Origin of the sequence: Emticicia oligotrophica DSM 17448 (genome assembly GCF_000263195.1) — a bacterium.
Taxonomy (GTDB): Bacteria; Bacteroidota; Bacteroidia; order Cytophagales; family Spirosomataceae; genus Emticicia; species Emticicia oligotrophica.
Window position 1 is genome coordinate 3,956,289 of record NC_018748.1, and the last position, 17,307, is coordinate 3,973,595.

16 protein-coding genes are annotated in these 17,307 nt (G+C 35.5%); all 16 read left to right on the plus strand.

The genetic code is table 11. The annotated features are described in order from the left end of the window. Position 1: 1 nt before the first annotated feature. The 16 genes from EMTOL_RS16360 (at position 2) to EMTOL_RS16435 (ending at position 17,280) form a co-directional block, all read left to right on the plus strand. Positions 2-823, plus strand: a complete 822-nt coding sequence (locus EMTOL_RS16360) for an energy transducer TonB (RefSeq protein ID WP_015030423.1) — start codon at positions 2-4, stop codon at positions 821-823. Next, positions 823-1,044: a hypothetical protein gene (locus EMTOL_RS16365; protein ID WP_015030424.1), complete on the plus strand. Its 222-nt coding sequence runs from the start codon at positions 823-825 to the stop codon at positions 1,042-1,044. The genes EMTOL_RS16360 and EMTOL_RS16365 overlap by 1 nt, the downstream gene beginning before the upstream one ends. 175 nt (positions 1,045-1,219) lie before the next feature. Beyond that, entirely contained in the window at positions 1,220-2,122 is a 903-nt protein-coding gene (locus EMTOL_RS16370; protein WP_015030425.1) for a PstS family phosphate ABC transporter substrate-binding protein, read from the plus strand. A gap of 207 nt (positions 2,123-2,329) precedes the next feature. Beyond that, positions 2,330-4,054 carry a tetratricopeptide repeat protein gene (locus tag EMTOL_RS16375; protein WP_015030426.1) on the plus strand — a complete coding sequence of 575 codons (1,725 nt, stop codon included), beginning with the start codon at positions 2,330-2,332 and terminating at the stop codon, positions 4,052-4,054. 183 nt (positions 4,055-4,237) lie between these two features. Beyond that, positions 4,238-4,813 carry an adenylate kinase gene (locus EMTOL_RS16380; protein WP_015030427.1) on the plus strand — a complete coding sequence of 192 codons (576 nt, stop codon included), beginning with the start codon at positions 4,238-4,240 and terminating at the stop codon, positions 4,811-4,813. Positions 4,814-4,897: 84 nt separating this feature from the next. Then, the gene (gene obgE, locus EMTOL_RS16385; protein ID WP_015030428.1) at positions 4,898-5,887 is read left to right on the plus strand and encodes a GTPase ObgE; all 990 of its coding nucleotides are present in this window, start codon (positions 4,898-4,900) and stop codon (positions 5,885-5,887) included. A 573-nt stretch (positions 5,888-6,460) separates the two neighbouring features. Beyond that, positions 6,461-9,409, plus strand: coding sequence for a T9SS type A sorting domain-containing protein (locus EMTOL_RS16390; RefSeq protein WP_015030429.1), 2,949 nt, complete (start codon positions 6,461-6,463; stop codon positions 9,407-9,409). Between the two features lie 142 nt (positions 9,410-9,551). After that, positions 9,552-9,926 (plus strand): NADH-quinone oxidoreductase subunit A, encoded by a 375-nt coding sequence (locus EMTOL_RS16395; protein WP_015030430.1) that lies wholly within the window; start codon positions 9,552-9,554, stop codon positions 9,924-9,926. A gap of 91 nt (positions 9,927-10,017) precedes the next feature. Further along, positions 10,018-10,563 carry an NADH-quinone oxidoreductase subunit B gene (locus EMTOL_RS16400; protein WP_015030431.1) on the plus strand — a complete coding sequence of 182 codons (546 nt, stop codon included), beginning with the start codon at positions 10,018-10,020 and terminating at the stop codon, positions 10,561-10,563. Between the two features lie 44 nt (positions 10,564-10,607). Beyond that, a complete protein-coding gene (locus EMTOL_RS16405; RefSeq protein WP_015030432.1) occupies positions 10,608-11,105 on the plus strand; it encodes an NADH-quinone oxidoreductase subunit C in 498 nt (165 codons plus the stop codon). Positions 11,106-11,158: 53 nt separating this feature from the next. Next, the gene (locus EMTOL_RS16410; RefSeq protein WP_041693629.1) at positions 11,159-12,394 is read left to right on the plus strand and encodes an NADH-quinone oxidoreductase subunit D; all 1,236 of its coding nucleotides are present in this window, start codon (positions 11,159-11,161) and stop codon (positions 12,392-12,394) included. A 14-nt stretch (positions 12,395-12,408) separates the two neighbouring features. Further along, positions 12,409-12,903 carry an NADH-quinone oxidoreductase subunit NuoE gene (gene nuoE, locus EMTOL_RS16415; protein WP_015030434.1) on the plus strand — a complete coding sequence of 165 codons (495 nt, stop codon included), beginning with the start codon at positions 12,409-12,411 and terminating at the stop codon, positions 12,901-12,903. Positions 12,904-12,912: 9 nt separating this feature from the next. Continuing rightward, entirely contained in the window at positions 12,913-14,250 is a 1,338-nt protein-coding gene (nuoF, locus tag EMTOL_RS16420) for an NADH-quinone oxidoreductase subunit NuoF (RefSeq protein ID WP_015030435.1), read from the plus strand. Positions 14,251-14,300: 50 nt separating this feature from the next. After that, positions 14,301-15,392: an NADH-quinone oxidoreductase subunit G gene (locus tag EMTOL_RS16425; RefSeq protein ID WP_015030436.1), complete on the plus strand. Its 1,092-nt coding sequence runs from the start codon at positions 14,301-14,303 to the stop codon at positions 15,390-15,392. 88 nt (positions 15,393-15,480) lie between these two features. Further along, entirely contained in the window at positions 15,481-16,656 is a 1,176-nt protein-coding gene (nuoH, locus tag EMTOL_RS16430; RefSeq protein WP_015030437.1) for an NADH-quinone oxidoreductase subunit NuoH, read from the plus strand. 78 nt (positions 16,657-16,734) lie between these two features. Further along, positions 16,735-17,280 (plus strand): NuoI/complex I 23 kDa subunit family protein, encoded by a 546-nt coding sequence (locus EMTOL_RS16435; protein ID WP_015030438.1) that lies wholly within the window; start codon positions 16,735-16,737, stop codon positions 17,278-17,280. Positions 17,281-17,307 lie beyond the last annotated feature (27 nt).

Below are 17,307 nucleotides of genomic sequence, written 5' to 3' on the forward strand. Positions count from 1 at the left end.
TATGGACCCTAAAAATAATGTCAATGTAACCTTAGATGATATGGTCTTCGAAAACCGTAACAAGTCGTACGGAGCCTATGATTTAAGAAAGACATACAAAAAGACGGTAAACCGCTCGCTTTTGTATGGTTCGGTCGCATTTTTGGCAGCAGTGGGTGCTCCAATGCTTTATGCATCAATTACGCCTAAAGCTAAAAAAGAAGTGGCAGTTGAAATTGACTTAGCAAAGTTGAAAGAAGAAAAAGTGGAAGATAAACCACTTGACCTTCCACCACCGCCGCCACCAGAGCAAAAACCACCTGAAGTTGCGACCATTAAATTCCTTCCTCCTGAGCCAAAGCCAGATGAAGAAGTTAAAAACGAAGAGCCACCACCGCCAGCTGAACAAATAGAGAAGGCGGTAATCTCAAACGAAACTAAAGAAGGTGTTGAGTCTGATGAAGTTGCAGCCGCACCACCTCCAGTAGAAGCACCGAAAGCAGTAGAAATTGAACAACCAAAAGAAGATGAAATCTTTACTACGGTTGAACAACAACCTGAGTTTCCAGGTGGTATCAAGGAAATGTATGGCTTTATTGCTAAAAACCTTAAATACCCTTCTGCCGCTCAAAGAGCAAACGTTTCTGGTAAAGTATTTGCCAAGTTCGTTGTAGAGAAAGATGGTAGCTTAGGTGACGTTCAGATTTTGAAAGGAATTGGTTTTGGATGTGACGAAGAAGCACAACGTGTATTGAAGTCTATGCCAAAGTGGAATCCTGGAAAGCAAAACGGACGTAACGTAAGGGTATTCTTTACTATGCCAATCTCTTTCGTTCTTGAATAATGTTACAAAACAGAAAACCACAAGGATTGAGCCAGGTTACGGTATATATTCGAGCTTTAACAGCACTGGGATATATCATAATGGGTATTTACGTTATTAAACGACAATGGCTTCTAGTTCCGCTTTCCGTAAATGTATCTTATGCTATGGGCATTTTGGTAGTATTATACGGTTGTTTCAGAGGATGGACGGCTTATCATGCGTTTAAAAACCAAAACTAAGCTCTTTCTTTTTAATATAAATAGGTCATTTCGGAAACGAAGTGACCTATTTTGTTTTTTTTGAATTTATTTGTAGAAAGAATTGTTTATATATTTAGAAAATAATCTAAATAGAATTGACTTAGTAAAATTAATTCATAATTTTACATCCAAATCTTAATCTTAGCAGATGAACATGAAAAGGATTTTTGTATTTATTGTTGTGTCATTGCTTTTGTGGCAATGTAATTCACAAGAGAAACAGGATTTACCAAATGATGGTGAAATTACTATTGCTGCGGATGAATCTGTTAAGCCAATAGTAGATGCTGAAGTAATGGCTTACAATGCACATTATCCAAAAGCAAAAATTAACGTGGTTTATGTACCTGAACAACGAGCAATGTCGTTGATGATGAACGATTCAGTAAATATTGCCATCGTAACGCGTGAAGCAACTGCAAATGAGCAAGAAGTATATACTTCAAATAAAATTCCTTATTTGCCAGCCAAAATGGCTCTTGATGGAGTAGCAATTATTTCAAATTTGAATAGCTCAATTAAAAACTTATCTGCTTCAGATTTGAAAGAAATGTTTGAAGGCAATAAGAATAAGGATATTAAATTAGTATTTGATAATAGTAGCTCAAGTAATTTAAATTACATGATGCAAAATCTTGGCATCAAGGATGTTAAAAATGCCAATATTTTTGCTGCAGATGGGAATCAGGATGTGATTGAATACATTAAGAAAAATACAAATGCAATTGGTTTTATTGGTGCAAACTGGATAAGTGATATTGATGATTCGAAAAGCCAATTTTTCATGAATACAATACACGTGATAGGAATTTCAGCGGGCAAAGAAAATGATAAATTCTACACGCCTACAACTGTAAATCTAAAGGCACGTAAATACCCTTTTGAAAGAAAAATAATTCTACATACCAAGAAAGGCTACGGTTTAACAAGTGCATTCATTAGATTTTGTTGTGCACAAATCGGGCAATTAGTTGTTGAAAAATCAGGTTTATTACCTTATTATATATATAATCGTGAGATTATTATTGATAGGAAACCTATGGGTAAATTACCTTAATTCATATAAGTTATTTTTGATTTGTTTTAACAAATGATTAACAAATATTTTTATAACTATCGAAACAAAAATCTGTCTAATTGTGAAAAAGCAAAATAATAAAATTGAGGTTTTTAAATATTTTTTTTAACTAATACACATTTTTATTAACTTTGCTTAGTATTTATATAAATCAAAAAATCTGTAAACCTAACTTTTAGAGTGTAAATGAACAAGATTTTGAAATCTTTGGCAGTAGCAGCAGTAGCTGTGCTGGCGTCGTTCCAAACAATGGCACAAACTGTGCAGGACGGACTGAAAAACTTGGATGCTGAGCGATATAATGCTGCTGAAACTATTTTCAAGCAATTGGTATCATCGGCTCCAACGGCAGAAAACTATTATTATCTCGGCTATTATTATCTTAATCTTCAAGATGGAGCCAATGATTTGGAAAAAGCTAAAGATGCATTTACAAAAGGTGCAGCACTTGATGCGAAGCGTCCAGATCCTTTGAATCGTGTTGGCTTGGCAACTGTAAAGTTATTATCGGGCGATAGAGCTGGTGCAAAGGCTGATTTTGATTTGATTAAAAAAGATACAAAAAATAAGAACGCAGATGTAATGTTTAGAATTGGTGAGGCGTATGCTTTATCAGACAAAGTAAATGACCCTGCCGAAGCAGTAACAAACATTCAAGCAGGATTAGATTTGCAAAAAGTTAAGAATAATCCTGACTATTATATTGCAATGGCAAAAGCTTATCTCATCAAAAATGATGGTGGTGCTGCTATGACTGCATTAGAAAATGCTGCAAATATGGGTCAGAAATTAGCAAAGATTAAAACATTAATGGGTCGTGTTTGGTATCAAGGAAAACAATATCAAAAAGCTCAAGGTTTCTTTAATGAGGCAATAGCTGCAGACCCTGAATACGCACCTGCTTACTATTACTTAAGTAATTTATTTACTACATTTGGTAACTTTGGACAAGCGGCAAAAAATGCAAAACTTGCTTTAGAAAAAAGTGAAGCTACGCCAGCTGAAAAGTTACGTTACATTAAGTTAGCGACTGCAAGTAAAGATTATGAAGGTGCTTTATCAATTTTGAATCAAATCTTTGATACAGAAAAAGACCCAATCAAATTCCGCTTGAAAGGTTATATTCAAGTTGAAAAAGGAGAATGTGCAGATGGTGTAAAAAATATTGGCGAATTCTTGAATCAAGCAGCGAAAGAACGTCATTTAGCTTCTGACTGGGGTATGTTAGGTCGTGGGTATGCATGTATTAAAGATGACGCAAACAAGAAGTTGAATGATTCATTAGCAGTTTTCAATATGGAAACTGCAATCGAAAAAGGTGACTCGACTTATGATTATAGAGGTGCAATTGTGAATATATACAAAGCACAAAGAAATTGGTCAAGAGTTGCTGAAAGCTATGAAAAACAAATTGCAGTATCTAAAAAGGGTGGTACAGCTACAGATTACTACAATTTAGCTGATGCTTACATGCGTGGAAGAAATTTCTCAAAAGCTGATACTATATATTCAAAAGCAATTGAGTTATATAAAGACACATGGTTGTTCCCATATATGCAAAAAGCTCGTGCAAAACAATATGCATTAGGTACAACAGTTGATAGTACATTCTCTGCTGCTCCATATTATGAAAAATATGTGAATTTATCGACTGATGTTAATAAAGCAGACCCTAAAAATGCTAAATATTTCTCAGAGGCTTATGGATATTTGGGTTACAAAGCATTGTTAGTTGAAAAAAATCCAGCTAAAGCTACTGAATTTATGAATTTGGCTCTGAAGTTTGACCCAACAAATACTAAAGCACAGCAAGTGTTGCAAAGTATTAATGCTGGTACAACTCCTGCTGCAGGTACAACACCATCACCAAATAATAATTCACCTAGCGGGGGAGCTCAACCAAAAAATTAAACAAAGATTTTAAAATTGGTTAAAACAATAAAGTCTGGTATAATTTACCAGACTTTATTGTTTTAAATGATAATTTATTTCTATTTAAACTTATATTTTCTAAAATAATGATTTATTTTTGCCCAATCATAGTTTTTTAAAATTCACTAAAGCTAACCTCTTAATAGTTTAAGAACCACAATTATGTTTAATTTAGTTATTTTCGGGCCTCCGGGTGCAGGTAAGGGTACACAATCAGCTAAGATTATTGATAAATACCGATTAGCTCACATTTCAACTGGTGATATGTTCAGAATGCATATTAGCCAAAATACAGCTTTGGGGCAAAAAGTAAAACAAATTTTAGCAGATGGCTTACTTGTTCCAGATTCAATAACAATTGAAATGTTGGAAGAGGAAGTACAAAATAACCCAGATGCAACAGGTTTTATTTTTGATGGTTTTCCAAGAACTGTCCCTCAGGCTGAGGCATTGGATAAATTTTTGGAAGGAAAATCAGAAAAAATCGACCTCGTTTTGCAATTAGATGTGACTGAGGAAGAAATTAAAAATAGAATTGCTGAAAGAAAAAAAGTTAGTGGTCGTGCAGATGATGATGAAGATAAACTTATAAAAAGAATTGATGAGTATTTCTCAAAAACTATTCATGTATTGCCTTACTACCAAAATCAAGGTAAGGTAGTAAAGGTAAATGGAATTGGAGAAATTGAGTCAATTTTTAATGCTATTTGTTCAGCAATTGACGAAGCAAAAAAATAATTCATTTTAATGAATGATGTGGACATTGTGTACTTTTTAAATTAGTTTACACAAGGTATGTACATTGATATATTGTATTAAGATATGACGAGTAACTTTATTGATTACGTAAAAATAAATTGTGTTTCTGGAAATGGAGGAGCTGGTTCAAGGCATTTCAGAAGGGAAAAGCACGTTCCTAATGGAGGCCCTGACGGCGGTGATGGTGGAAGAGGTGGACACATTATCTTGCGTGGTAATGCTCAATATTGGACACTCTTACACTTAAAATTTCAAAAACACATCAAAGCCCAGCACGGTGTAGCAGGTGAGGGGGGACGTCGTTCGGGCAGACAAGGAGAAGATAAAATAATTGAAGTTCCACTTGGTACAATCGCTAAAGACTCTGAAACAGGAGAGATAATAGGAGAAGTAACGAGTGATGGACAAGAAATAATCTTATTACCCGGTGGAAGAGGTGGTTTGGGTAACTGGCATTTTAGAAATTCGGTTAATCAAGCCCCCGAATACCATCAATCTGGTGATGCAGGACAAGAAGCTTGGATAATTTTAGAGCTAAAAGTTCTAGCTGATGTTGGCCTTGTAGGATTTCCAAATGCAGGTAAATCGACTTTACTTTCAGTAGTTTCTGCAGCCAAACCAGAGATAGCCGACTATGCTTTTACAACTCTTACTCCTAATCTTGGTGTAGTAGCTTATCGTAATTTCAAGTCATTTGTAATGGCTGATATTCCGGGAATTATTGAAGGTGCTTCTGAAGGTAAAGGATTAGGTCTACGCTTCCTAAGACACATTGAACGAAACTCAATTTTGCTTTTTGTTGTTTCAGCCGCTGCTGAAAATCCAATGAAAGAGTACAAAACTCTTCTCAAAGAATTAAAAAAATACAATCCAGAGCTATTAGATAAAAAGAGATTACTAGGTATTTCAAAAATTGATTTGATTGACGAAAAACAATTAAAGAAAATTAAAAGTAAAGTACCTGAAGATTTACCATTTGTTTGCTTCTCAGCAGTTTCTAATCAAGGAATTGATGAGTTAAAGGACTTAATTTGGATGAATTTAGAGAAATAAAAGATTAAATCTAAAATTAAGGATTTAATATAAAAACTTAGAAAGTTAAACGGTTTTGTTTCTCTAGGTTATAAAAACGTTTTCATATAATTTAAAATTGTCATTCTAGTTCATATTGAGCTTCTTGGGAAATTTGTTTAGTAAAAGCTTAAATCTTGAAGAGCATAGATATGTTATTCTACCCTAATCTATTAAAATTGTTGTCACTTATCAAAAAAATGGTAGCCGTAATTCAACAATTTACTTATTCTCAACCTACTATTATTTAGTTAGTATAATAGGAAAAGTAATCTAGTAGTTATTTATTTTAAGTGGTTTTATTCAATAGATGCCAAGTGAACATTTGTTCTGTGATAAGGCTTCTTAAGGTGTTGAGTATAATTAGTTGTAATTTCTTCTAATTAAGCGATTGTTGCCAACGATTTCAAACTTTTTCCATTTTATATTGATAGTATAGTATTTGAACACTTGAATAATTTTTTTAATCAAGAATCGTATATATAATATTGATTAAAGGAAATACCCATTTTAATTTTGCATGAGGTATTTAAAACCGAACCCATACATAAAAAAATGAATTATTTAAAGATTGGGTTAGTCATGTTAATGAATTTGATTCTTTTAGATTCTTTTTCGCAAATACAGATAACCTTTCCAGTTACAAGAATTGTTTTTCAAAGAAACAATCAGAACCAAGCAAGTATAAACATTGCAGGTAGTTATTTCCAACAACTAGATAAAATTGAAGTGAGAGCCGTACCTGTAACAAGTGGTCAAGGTACCGAAACTTCTTGGAATGTTGCACAAAATTTTAATAATAACGGAATTTTTAATACCACAATAACATTAAGTGGTGGTTGGTATAACATTGAGGCTAGAGGTATTTTAAATGGTAATATTGTAGCTTCTACTAAGTTAGAAAAAGTTGGTATCGGAGAAGTATTTATCGTAGCAGGTCAATCAAATGCCCAAGGAGACCCTGCCTATTCGGGTGCTCAAATTGGAGCTACTGACGATAGAGTCTCAACGATAAACTATTATGACCCCATTCTGAATGAAGATAACCTTCCGTTTCAGTTCTCACAACTAGGCAATAATACCAAAATGGCACCATATAATTATGTGCCATGGTTTTGGGCAAGGCTTGGTGATAAGTTAGTTCAAAAGCTAAATGTGCCTGTGCTTTTCTATGGAGCTGCCTTAGGTGGTTTAAGTTGTGAAGTTTGGCGACGTTCCGCTGATGGTGAAGATTTGAGAAATGAGTTGCCAATATTTGTGAAAGTTGCAGGCATGCCTTACAGAGGTTTAAAGGCTGCTTTACAACATTACGTTACACGCACAGGAGTAAGAGGAGTTTTGTGGCAACAGGGAGAAAGTGATGATAAGTCGAATGCTGAGTATTATTACAATAATCTAAAAACGATTATTGAAAAAAGTAGGTCAGATGCAAGAAAGAATGATTTAGCATGGGTAGTTGCACGTTCATCAAGAAATCCTTTTGTTTGGCCTGCGGTAATCGAAGGCCAAAACCTAACAATCCAAAGAATTTCAAATGTCTTCACTGGTCCAAGTACTGATGAAATTGTTGGTACGAATTTTAGAGCAGATGGTATACATTTTTTTAATGATGGCTTAGCCGTTGCTGCCGACTATTGGAATAGTTTTTTGGATAGGAATTTCTTTGCTAATTCACAACCACTGATGGCTCGCAGTTTACCAGTTGTAAATATTGCTTGTAATTCAGACGCAACAATTAATAAATTTACAATCAGTACTGGTGGTTACCCATTTTATAAATGGAGTAATGGGATTACTACAAATGTTATTTCAGCCACAAGTGGAACCTATTCATTTAAAGCCATTGATGATGTCGGAAATACAGTTTTTTCACAGCCATTTACACTTTCACCCAATAATGATGTAACACAACCCTCCATTACAGCTAATGGAAATACTACTTTTTGTGATGGACAAGGAGTGTTATTGACTTCAAATTTAGCTACTGGAAATGTTTGGAGTAATGGCGAAAGAGGGCAATCAATCATTGCTCGCAAGGCCGAAAGTTATTCGGTGGTAAATTATTCACTAAATGGCTGCAAATCTAAAGTGTCAAATTCGATTAGTATTAGTACAATTCCTTCACCAATAAATGTTATTAATACTACAAAATCTATCCCTATTTGCCCAGACGAAACCCTTGAACTTTATACCAATAATAACGATGGGGTTTCGTATTTGTGGAATACAAACGAAACGTCTAAGCGTATAACTGTTAGTAAAGAGGGTACATATAATTTAAAAATAAAGGGACAAAATGGATGTGAATCACAATCTTTTATTGATGTGGTTTATAGACCAAGACCTACAACAAATATTTTGGCTGATGGGGAAACAAGCTTCTGTTTAGGTAAAAGTGTTAATATATTTTCTGAAAATAATTTTGCTACCTATTTGTGGAATACTGGTGCTACAACAAAATCCATCAATGTAAGAACTGACGGTGTTTATACTTTAAGAGTGAAAGATAGTTTTGGTTGTACTTCTGATGTCATTTCAAAAAAAATAACCGTAAATTCATTACCACAAATAAAAATTGTTGTGGAAGGATTAGATAGTTTTTGTGAAGGAAATGTGGTTAAACTTTCACCAATCGTTCAATCAGCAATTGGCTATAAATGGAGCACAGGGGAATCAACAAGAGAAATATATACTTCAAAAGAAGGCTTATATACACTTGCTATAAAAGATGAAAATGGATGCGAATCATCTCCAGATTCACTGAATTTAAAATATATACCTTCTCCCACTGCAACCATCACAACCTCTAATCAATCTAATACGATTTGTAATGGAATGATATTAGTTTTGAGTAGTAGCGATGCCGCTGCTTATTATTGGAGTAATGGCTCAAATAGTAAAGATATAAAAGTAGATAGGGCGGGCGTTTATACATTGACTATCAGAGACGAAAAAAACTGTTTTTCGAAACCGAACTCAATCACAGTAGATGTCAAGGAGAACCCACCATCACCAACTCTTAATGTAGATGGGGCATTTCAGTTATCAGCAATATTGCCAACTACATCAATGTCTAACATTCTTTTTAATTGGAAAAAAGATAATGAAGAGCTTTCAGCGATAACCCCAATTTTAAAAGCGAATACCTCAGGAAATTACTCGGTAAGAACGATTGTTAAATATCCATTGCCCGATAATAAAAATCTAACATGTTTTTCAACTTATTCAAATAACATTAATGTTTTCGTACCATATCTTGATAAAGGCTTGAGAGTATATCCAAATCCAAATCCAAATGGGATAATTACTTTGGAAACTATTGATGATAATCCAAATGCAATAATTAGCGTATTTAATATAATTGGAGAGAAAGTTTATACAAGTTATTTGTCGGATTTGAAAGAAAAACGAACCCTTGATTTAAGACAATTGGAGAAAGGAGAATACATTCTTCGACTACACAGTGGGAATTATGAAGCATCTTCTCGAATAATTATCAAATAAAAAAGGGGTGAAAATATTTTCACCCCTTTTTTATTTTGTTTCTAAGTATAACAATAGTAATTTTGGAACATAAAAGGCAACAGTAAGTGAAAAGCTTAAAATAGATTATTAAACAATTTTGACTACTGTTAATTATTTAGATATGAAAGAATTTTTGCCATCAGATTTTCTCCCAATTATAGTACAGCTTTTAGCTGCTATAGGTTTCATCGTAGTAACAATGTTTGTTACTCATGCTATAGGTCCAAAACGAAGTAGCTCACAAAAAGATGCTCCATTTGAATGTGGAATTGACTCGGTAGGTGATGCTCGTGCTCCTATATCAATCAAATATTTCTTAACGGCCATTTTATTCGTACTTTTTGATGTTGAGGTTATTTTTATGTACCCTTGGGCGGTTAACTTCAAGAAATTAGGTTGGTTTGGCTTTGGAGAAATGGTTGTGTTCCTAGCATTGTTAATGGCTGGTTTCTACTATATCATACGTAAAGGCGTATTGAACTGGGAAAGAGACTAATAATTTGTTTGAACCCAAACAAATTAATATAACACTTAGTTGAATAATAGAAATTGTGTTCCTACAATTATACTATTGATAATCAGATAATATGAGTAATCAAATAAAAACTATAGAAGCTCCTGAAGGATTTGAAGGGTCAGGCTTTTTTGCAACTTCATTCGAAAAAGTAATTGGTATTGCACGTAGTAAATCTTTATGGCCATTACCATTTGCCACTTCTTGTTGTGGTATTGAGTTTATGGCTACGATGGGAGCTCACTACGATATTTCACGATTTGGTTCTGAACGTCCAAGTTTCTCTCCTCGTCAAGCAGATTTGCTAATGGTTATGGGAACAATAGCTAAGAAAATGGCTCCAATTGTAAAGCAAGTATATTTGCAAATGGCCGAACCACGTTGGGTGATTGCTGTTGGTGCTTGTGCTTCAAGTGGTGGTGTGTTCGACACTTACTCTGTTTTACAAGGTATTGACCGCGTTATTCCAGTTGATGTGTATGTGCCTGGTTGCCCGCCTCGTCCTGAACAAATTTTGGATGGTTTGATGCAAATTCAAGAATTGGCTATTAATGAGTCACTTCGCAGAAGAAATACTGATGAATATCAAGCTTTATTGCAATCATACAATATTCAATAAAGTACAGATTTCGTTTTGAAGAAAGCTTAAATTTTAGAATTAGAATGACAAATCAACAAATAGCTGAAGATATAGTAGCCAAATATGGCGAGAACGTGCATTCTTTTGAGGAACCTTGGGGATTGCTTACGTTCACCACTAATCGTCAGAATATCATATCGCTTCTTGAATATCTAAAACAACACGAAACGTTTCGTTTTACTTTCTTAACCGATTTGACGGGTATTCATCTTCCTGATAATCAAGGAGCTGAGTTTGGAGTGATTTATCACCTGCATAGTTTAGAAAATAACGTTAGAATTCGTATAAAGGTATTCTTATCGCAAGAAGACATTCACATTCCAACTGCTACCACTATATGGCCTTCAGCAAACTGGATGGAAAGAGAAACTTACGATTTCTTTGGAATCATTTTCGATGGTCACCCTAAATTAATCAGAATCTTGAACATTGAAGAGATGGATTATTTCCCAATGCGTAAAGAATATCCACTCGAAGATGCTACTCGTCAAGATAAGATTGATGCCTTGTTTGGAAGATAAAACTAAATAGAATAAGTTTCATTATAAGTCCTTAAATGAAGGATAGCGGTTTTATGGAAGACTTACTAATACCAAAAAATACATCAGATGCATTGGCACTTAATCGTCCAATCGTTGAAGATAACGAACTTACTACCTTAAACCTTGGTCCAACTCACCCAGCCACTCACGGTATTTTCCAAAATATCTTGAAAATGGACGGTGAGAAAATTGTTTCTGGTGAGCAAACAATCGGTTATATTCACCGTGCTTTTGAAAAAATTGCCGAAAGACGCCCTTTCTATCAAATTACGACACTCACAGACCGCATGAACTACTGTTCATCTCCCATCAACAATATGGGTTGGCACATGACAGTAGAAAAATTACTTGGGGTTACTGTTCCTAAAAGAGCTCAGTACATCCGTGTTATCATGATGGAGCTTGCTCGTATTGCTGACCATATTATTTGTAACTCAATCTTAGGCGTAGATACTGGTGCTTATTCAGGTTTCTTGTATGTTTTTCAAGAGCGTGAAAAAATCTATGAAATTTACGAAGAAGTCTGTGGAGCACGTTTAACTACCAACATGGGTAGAATTGGTGGCATGGAAAGAGACCTTTCACCAACTGCAATTGCTAAAATTAAAGACTTAGTTAATAATAGTTTACCGAAGGTTTTAGCCGAATTTGAAAAACTTTTCAATAGAAATAGAATATTTATTGATAGAGTTGTGAATGTAGGTCCAATTACTGGTGAACGAGCATTGGAATACGGTTTTACTGGACCAAATCTTCGTGCAGCAGGTATTGACTATGATGTTCGTGTAATGGAGCCATACTCTTCGTATGAAGATTTTGAATTTGATATTCCAGTAGGACACAATGGAGATACATACGACCGTTTCATGGTTCGTAACCAAGAAATGTGGGAAAGTATGAAAATCATCCGTCAAGCACTTGATAATCTTCCAGAAGGGCCATATTACGCGAATGCAAACCATTATTACCTTCCTCCAAAGCATGATGTTTACAAAAACATGGAAGCCTTGATTTATCATTTCAAGATTGTAATGGGAGAAATCGATGCACCAGCTGGTGAAGTTTATCACGCTGTTGAAGGGGGTAATGGAGAACTTGGATTTTATTTGGTGAGTGATGGTGGACGTGCTCCTTACCGTTTACACTTCCGTCGTCCGAGCTTTATTTATTATCAAGCATACCCAGAGATGTGCAAAGGTGTATCAATTTCTGATGCCATCGCAATTATGAGTAGCTTAAACGTAATTGCCGGTGAGTTAGATGCTTAATAAATGATTATACAATGACTGAGAATAAAAATATAGTTTTTACACCCGAAAGATTGGCGAAAGTCCAAGAAATTATTGCTCGTTATCCAGAAGGACGTCAGAAGTCAGCTCTATTACCAATCATGCACTTAGCTCAAGAGCAATTTGCATGGATGAGTACTGAAGTAATGGATTATGTAGCAAGTTTATTAAACATCAAGCCTGTTGAGGTTTATGAAGTGGCAACATTTTATACAATGTTTCACTTAGAGCCGGTAGGTAAGCACGTAATTGAGTATTGCCGTACGGGCCCATGTGTATTGATGGGTGGTGAAGAAGTTTTCGACCATTTACAAAAGAAATTAGGCATTAAGAAAGGAGAAACTACTTCTGATGGTCTATTTACTTTGAAAGAAGTTGAATGTTTGGCTGCTTGTGGTTGGGGACCTTGTTTCCAAATTCGTGAAAAATATTATATGCACTTGAACAACCAGAAAGTTGACGAAATTATTGAAGAACTTTCTAAGTAATAAAGAGATATGTCACTAAAAATATTAACCGAACATTGTAATACAACAGGAATCGAAACTTTCGAAGTTTACCGTAAAAAAGGCGGTTACACTGCTGTGGAAAAAGCTTTGAAGAAAATGACTCCTGATGAGGTTGTTGAAGAAGTTAAAAAGTCAGGCGTTCGTGGTCGCGGAGGTGCAGGTTTCCCCATGGGAATGAAGTGGTCTTTTTTAGCAAAACCTGAAGGTGTTCCACGTTATTTGGTATGTAATGCCGATGAGTCTGAACCTGGTACTTTCAAAGACCATTATTTGATGAAAACTATCCCTCATTTATTAGTTGAGGGGATGATTATATCAAGCTATGCTCTAGGTGCAAATAAATCTTTCATTTATGTGAGAGGTGAATTGATGTACGTTGTGCGTATTCTTGAAAAAGCCATTGAAGAGGCTAAAGCTGCTGGTTTCTTAGGTAAAAATATCCTTGGAAGTGGCTACGATTTAGAATTAGTAGTTCAACCAGGCGGTGGTGCTTATATTTGCGGAGAAGAAACAGCCCTTTTAGAATCATTGGAAGGTAAACGTGGTAATCCACGTAACAAGCCACCTTTCCCTGCGGTAAAAGGTCTTTATCAATCGCCAACGGTGGTAAATAATGTTGAATCAATTTCAACTGTTTCTTGGATTATCAACAATGGTGGTGAGGCTTATGCTGCAGTAGGTGTTGGTAAAAGTACAGGTACAAAATTGATTTCAGCTTCAGGACATATCAATAAACCTGGGGTATACGAAATTGAGTTAGGTTTATCTTGTGATGAATTCTTGAACTCTGATGAGTATTGTGGAGGCGTTCGCACAGGACATCGCCTAAAGGCAGTTGTTGCTGGAGGTTCTTCAGTTCCAATTGTACCGGGTACATTATTCTTAAAAAATGCCAACGGCGAAGATAGATTGATGTCTTATGAGTCGCTATCAGACGGAGGATTTGCAACAGGAACGATGTTAGGTTCGGGCGGTTTTATCGTTTTTGATGAAACGGCTTGTATCGTACGTAATACTTGGAATTTCTCACGTTTTTACGAGCATGAATCTTGCGGACAATGTTCTCCTTGCCGTGAAGGAACTGGTTGGATGCAAAAGGTATTAAATCGAATTGAGCATGGTAAAGGTTCAATGAGTGACATAGATTTATTGGTTGATGTTTCTAAGAAAATTGAAGGAAATACAATTTGTCCACTAGGCGATGCGGCTTCTTGGCCAGTAGCAAGTGCAATTCGTCATTTCCGTGATGAATTTGAATGGCACATCAAGCATCCAAATGAAGCTATCAAACCTGGTGCTGTTTACCCAGGAGCTGTGTTAGTTTAATATAGCTTAAATAATAAAAAAGATTTGAAGTTTATTTATCAGAAAGACTGATGGAAGATATAAAACCAACAATGTTCAAAGTTACAGTTGACGGCATTGAAATTGAAGTTGCTCCGGGCACAACAATCATGCAGGCAGCTCGTAAAATCGGTCCAGAGGTAGCTCCTCCAGCCATGTGCTACTACGAACCTTTGAAAGGTTCGGGCGGTAAATGTCGTGCTTGTTTAGTAAAAGTGTCTGCTGGTTCTGCCAAAGACCCACGCCCAATGCCTAAATTAGTTGCTTCTTGTATTACACAAGTGCAAGATGGTATGGTGGTTGAAAACTTTACTAATCCACAAGTTGTAGAAGCACGTAAAGGTGTGGTTGAGTTTTTGTTATTAAATCATCCACTTGATTGTCCAATTTGTGACCAAGCAGGTGAGTGCCATTTACAAGATTTTGCTTTTGAAAATGGTGTAAGTACAACTCGCTACCAAGAAGAACGTCGTACGTTTGAGAAAGAAGATATTGGTCCTTACATCCAATTACACATGACTCGTTGTGTATTGTGTTATAGATGCGTTTATACAGCAGACCAAATTACCGACGGCCGTGTGCATGGTGTAATGGGTAGAGGAGACCACGCCGAAATTTCAACTTATATTGGTAAAGCCATTGATAATGACTTCTCAGGAAACGTTATTGATGTGTGCCCAGTAGGAGCGTTAACGGATAAAACATACCGTTTTAAGAATCGTGTCTGGTTCTCAAAACCTGTTGATGCACATTGTAATTGCGAAAAATGCAGTGGAAATGTTCAATTATGGTATAGAGGAGACGAGGTAATTCGTGTAACTGCTCGTAAAAATGAATGGGGTGAAGTAAAAGAATTCATTTGTAATACTTGTCGCTTCGAAAGAAAGAAAACTAGCGATTGGACAATCGAAGGGCCTTCAAAGGTAAACAGAGCCTCAGTTATTTCAGCTAATAAATATGCTGGAAACTTAGTGAAGAAACCAGAGTTTGCCTTGAAATTAGCAGAATCTCAATTCAAAAATATTGATGATACGCGTCCATACGTAAATGAAATGGCCGAAATCAAACAATCAGATGATTACAAAGCTTTAATGAAGAAGAATGAAGGTTTCTTCAAAAAGTAATTTTTTTGAAATAGATTATTAAAATAAATTCGAAGTATCGACTCTTAGAGTTCATATTTCATCAATTGTACTTCGTAAATTTTTTATTATGAGTTCTTTTGTACAATGGCTTACCGAAAGCATGTTTCTTTGGAAAGCTCTTATTATTATCGTAATTTTTGCTATCACTTTAGGTATTGCAGCTTATTCAACTTGGGCTGAGCGTAAGGTTGCAGCTTATATTCAAGACCGCCGTGGGCCTAACCGTGCTGGTTGGGGTGGTTTATTACAACCCTTAGCTGATGCGGGAAAAATGTTCTTCAAAGAAGATTTCATACCTGCAGAAGCAGACCGTTGGTTATTTATCTTAGGTCCATGTTTATCAATGTTCACCGCCTTGATGTCTAGTGCAGTAGTTCCTTTTGGTGATTCATTTATGATTGGAAGTAAAGAGGTTTTTGTACAAGGTATTGAAATTAATATTGGTATTCTTTACATCTTTGGTGTTGTTTCATTGGGTGTTTATGGCTTAATGATTGGCGGTTGGGCATCGAATAATAAATTCTCTTTGTTAGGTGCTATTCGTGCGGCTTCACAAAACATTAGTTATGAACTTGCAATGGGTATGTCAATTATTGCAATTTTGATGATGTCGGGTACATTATCAGTACGTGAAATCGTTGAACAACAACATGGTGGAAATTGGAATGTGTTTTATCAACCACTCGGATTTCTGATATTCATTGTTTGTGCATTTGCTGAATGTAACCGTACGCCATTTGACTTACCAGAATGTGAAAACGAATTAGTTGGTGGATATCATACAGAATATAGCTCTATGAAATTAGGTTTTTACCTTTTCGCTGAGTATATAAATATGTTCTCTTCTTCTGCTGTAACAGCTTGTTTATTTTTTGGTGGGTATAATTATCCAGGTATGGATTTTGTTGAAACACAGTTAGTTAGTGCTTTAGGCTTAAATTTAGGACATAATATTGCCACATTGGTTGGTATTGGTTCGATGTTTACCAAAATTTTATTTGGAATTTTCTTCTTTATGTGGGTTCGTTGGACAGTACCAAGATTCCGTTATGACCAACTAATGAATCTAGGTTGGAAAGGCTTAATTCCATTAGCAGTTGGAAACCTTGTTGTAACAGCAGCGGCAATTTTATCTGGGTACAAATTAATTGGTATTTGGGTTGGTTTAGCAATTTTGGTTACTATCATCTCAATTGCTTGGTCATTTCGCCCTAAAAAGAAAAATGCAGTTTTAGGGGCATAAATTAAGAGAGTGTTTCTCAAATTTATAAAATGAATGTTGTTAAGCCCTTAATAATTAATGGGCTAAATTATAAAGATTATGCAGTTAACTAATAGAGCAAAAAAAACTGATAAATCCGAGATGAGTTTGTTTGAGAGAAGCTATTTACCTTCACTCGCAACAGGCTTAGGTATTACTATTAAGCACTTCTTTCAAAAGAAAGCTACAATTGAATACCCTGAACAAAAACGTTATTTAGGACCAGTTTTTCGTGGACATCACATCTTGAAAAGAGATGAAGAAGGCCGTGAACGTTGTACAGCATGTGGACTTTGTGCAGTTGCATGTCCTGCTGAAGCAATTTCAATGGTTGCACAAGAACGTGTGAAAGGCGAAGAGCATCTATATCGCGAAGAAAAATATGCCGCAGTATATGAAATTAATATGTTGCGTTGTATTTTCTGTGGTTTATGTGAAGAGGCTTGTCCGAAACAGGCTGTTTATTTACGCCATGATAAATTCGTTCCAGTTTTCACAGACCGTTCTGATGTAATTTACGGTAAAGACCAGTTGGTAGAAGATATGAATCAACGCTATCATAGAGATGCATGGACAAAAGAAGATGCCATGAAACTTTGGAAGTAAAAAATCATTCATTTAGGCTTCTTGCCA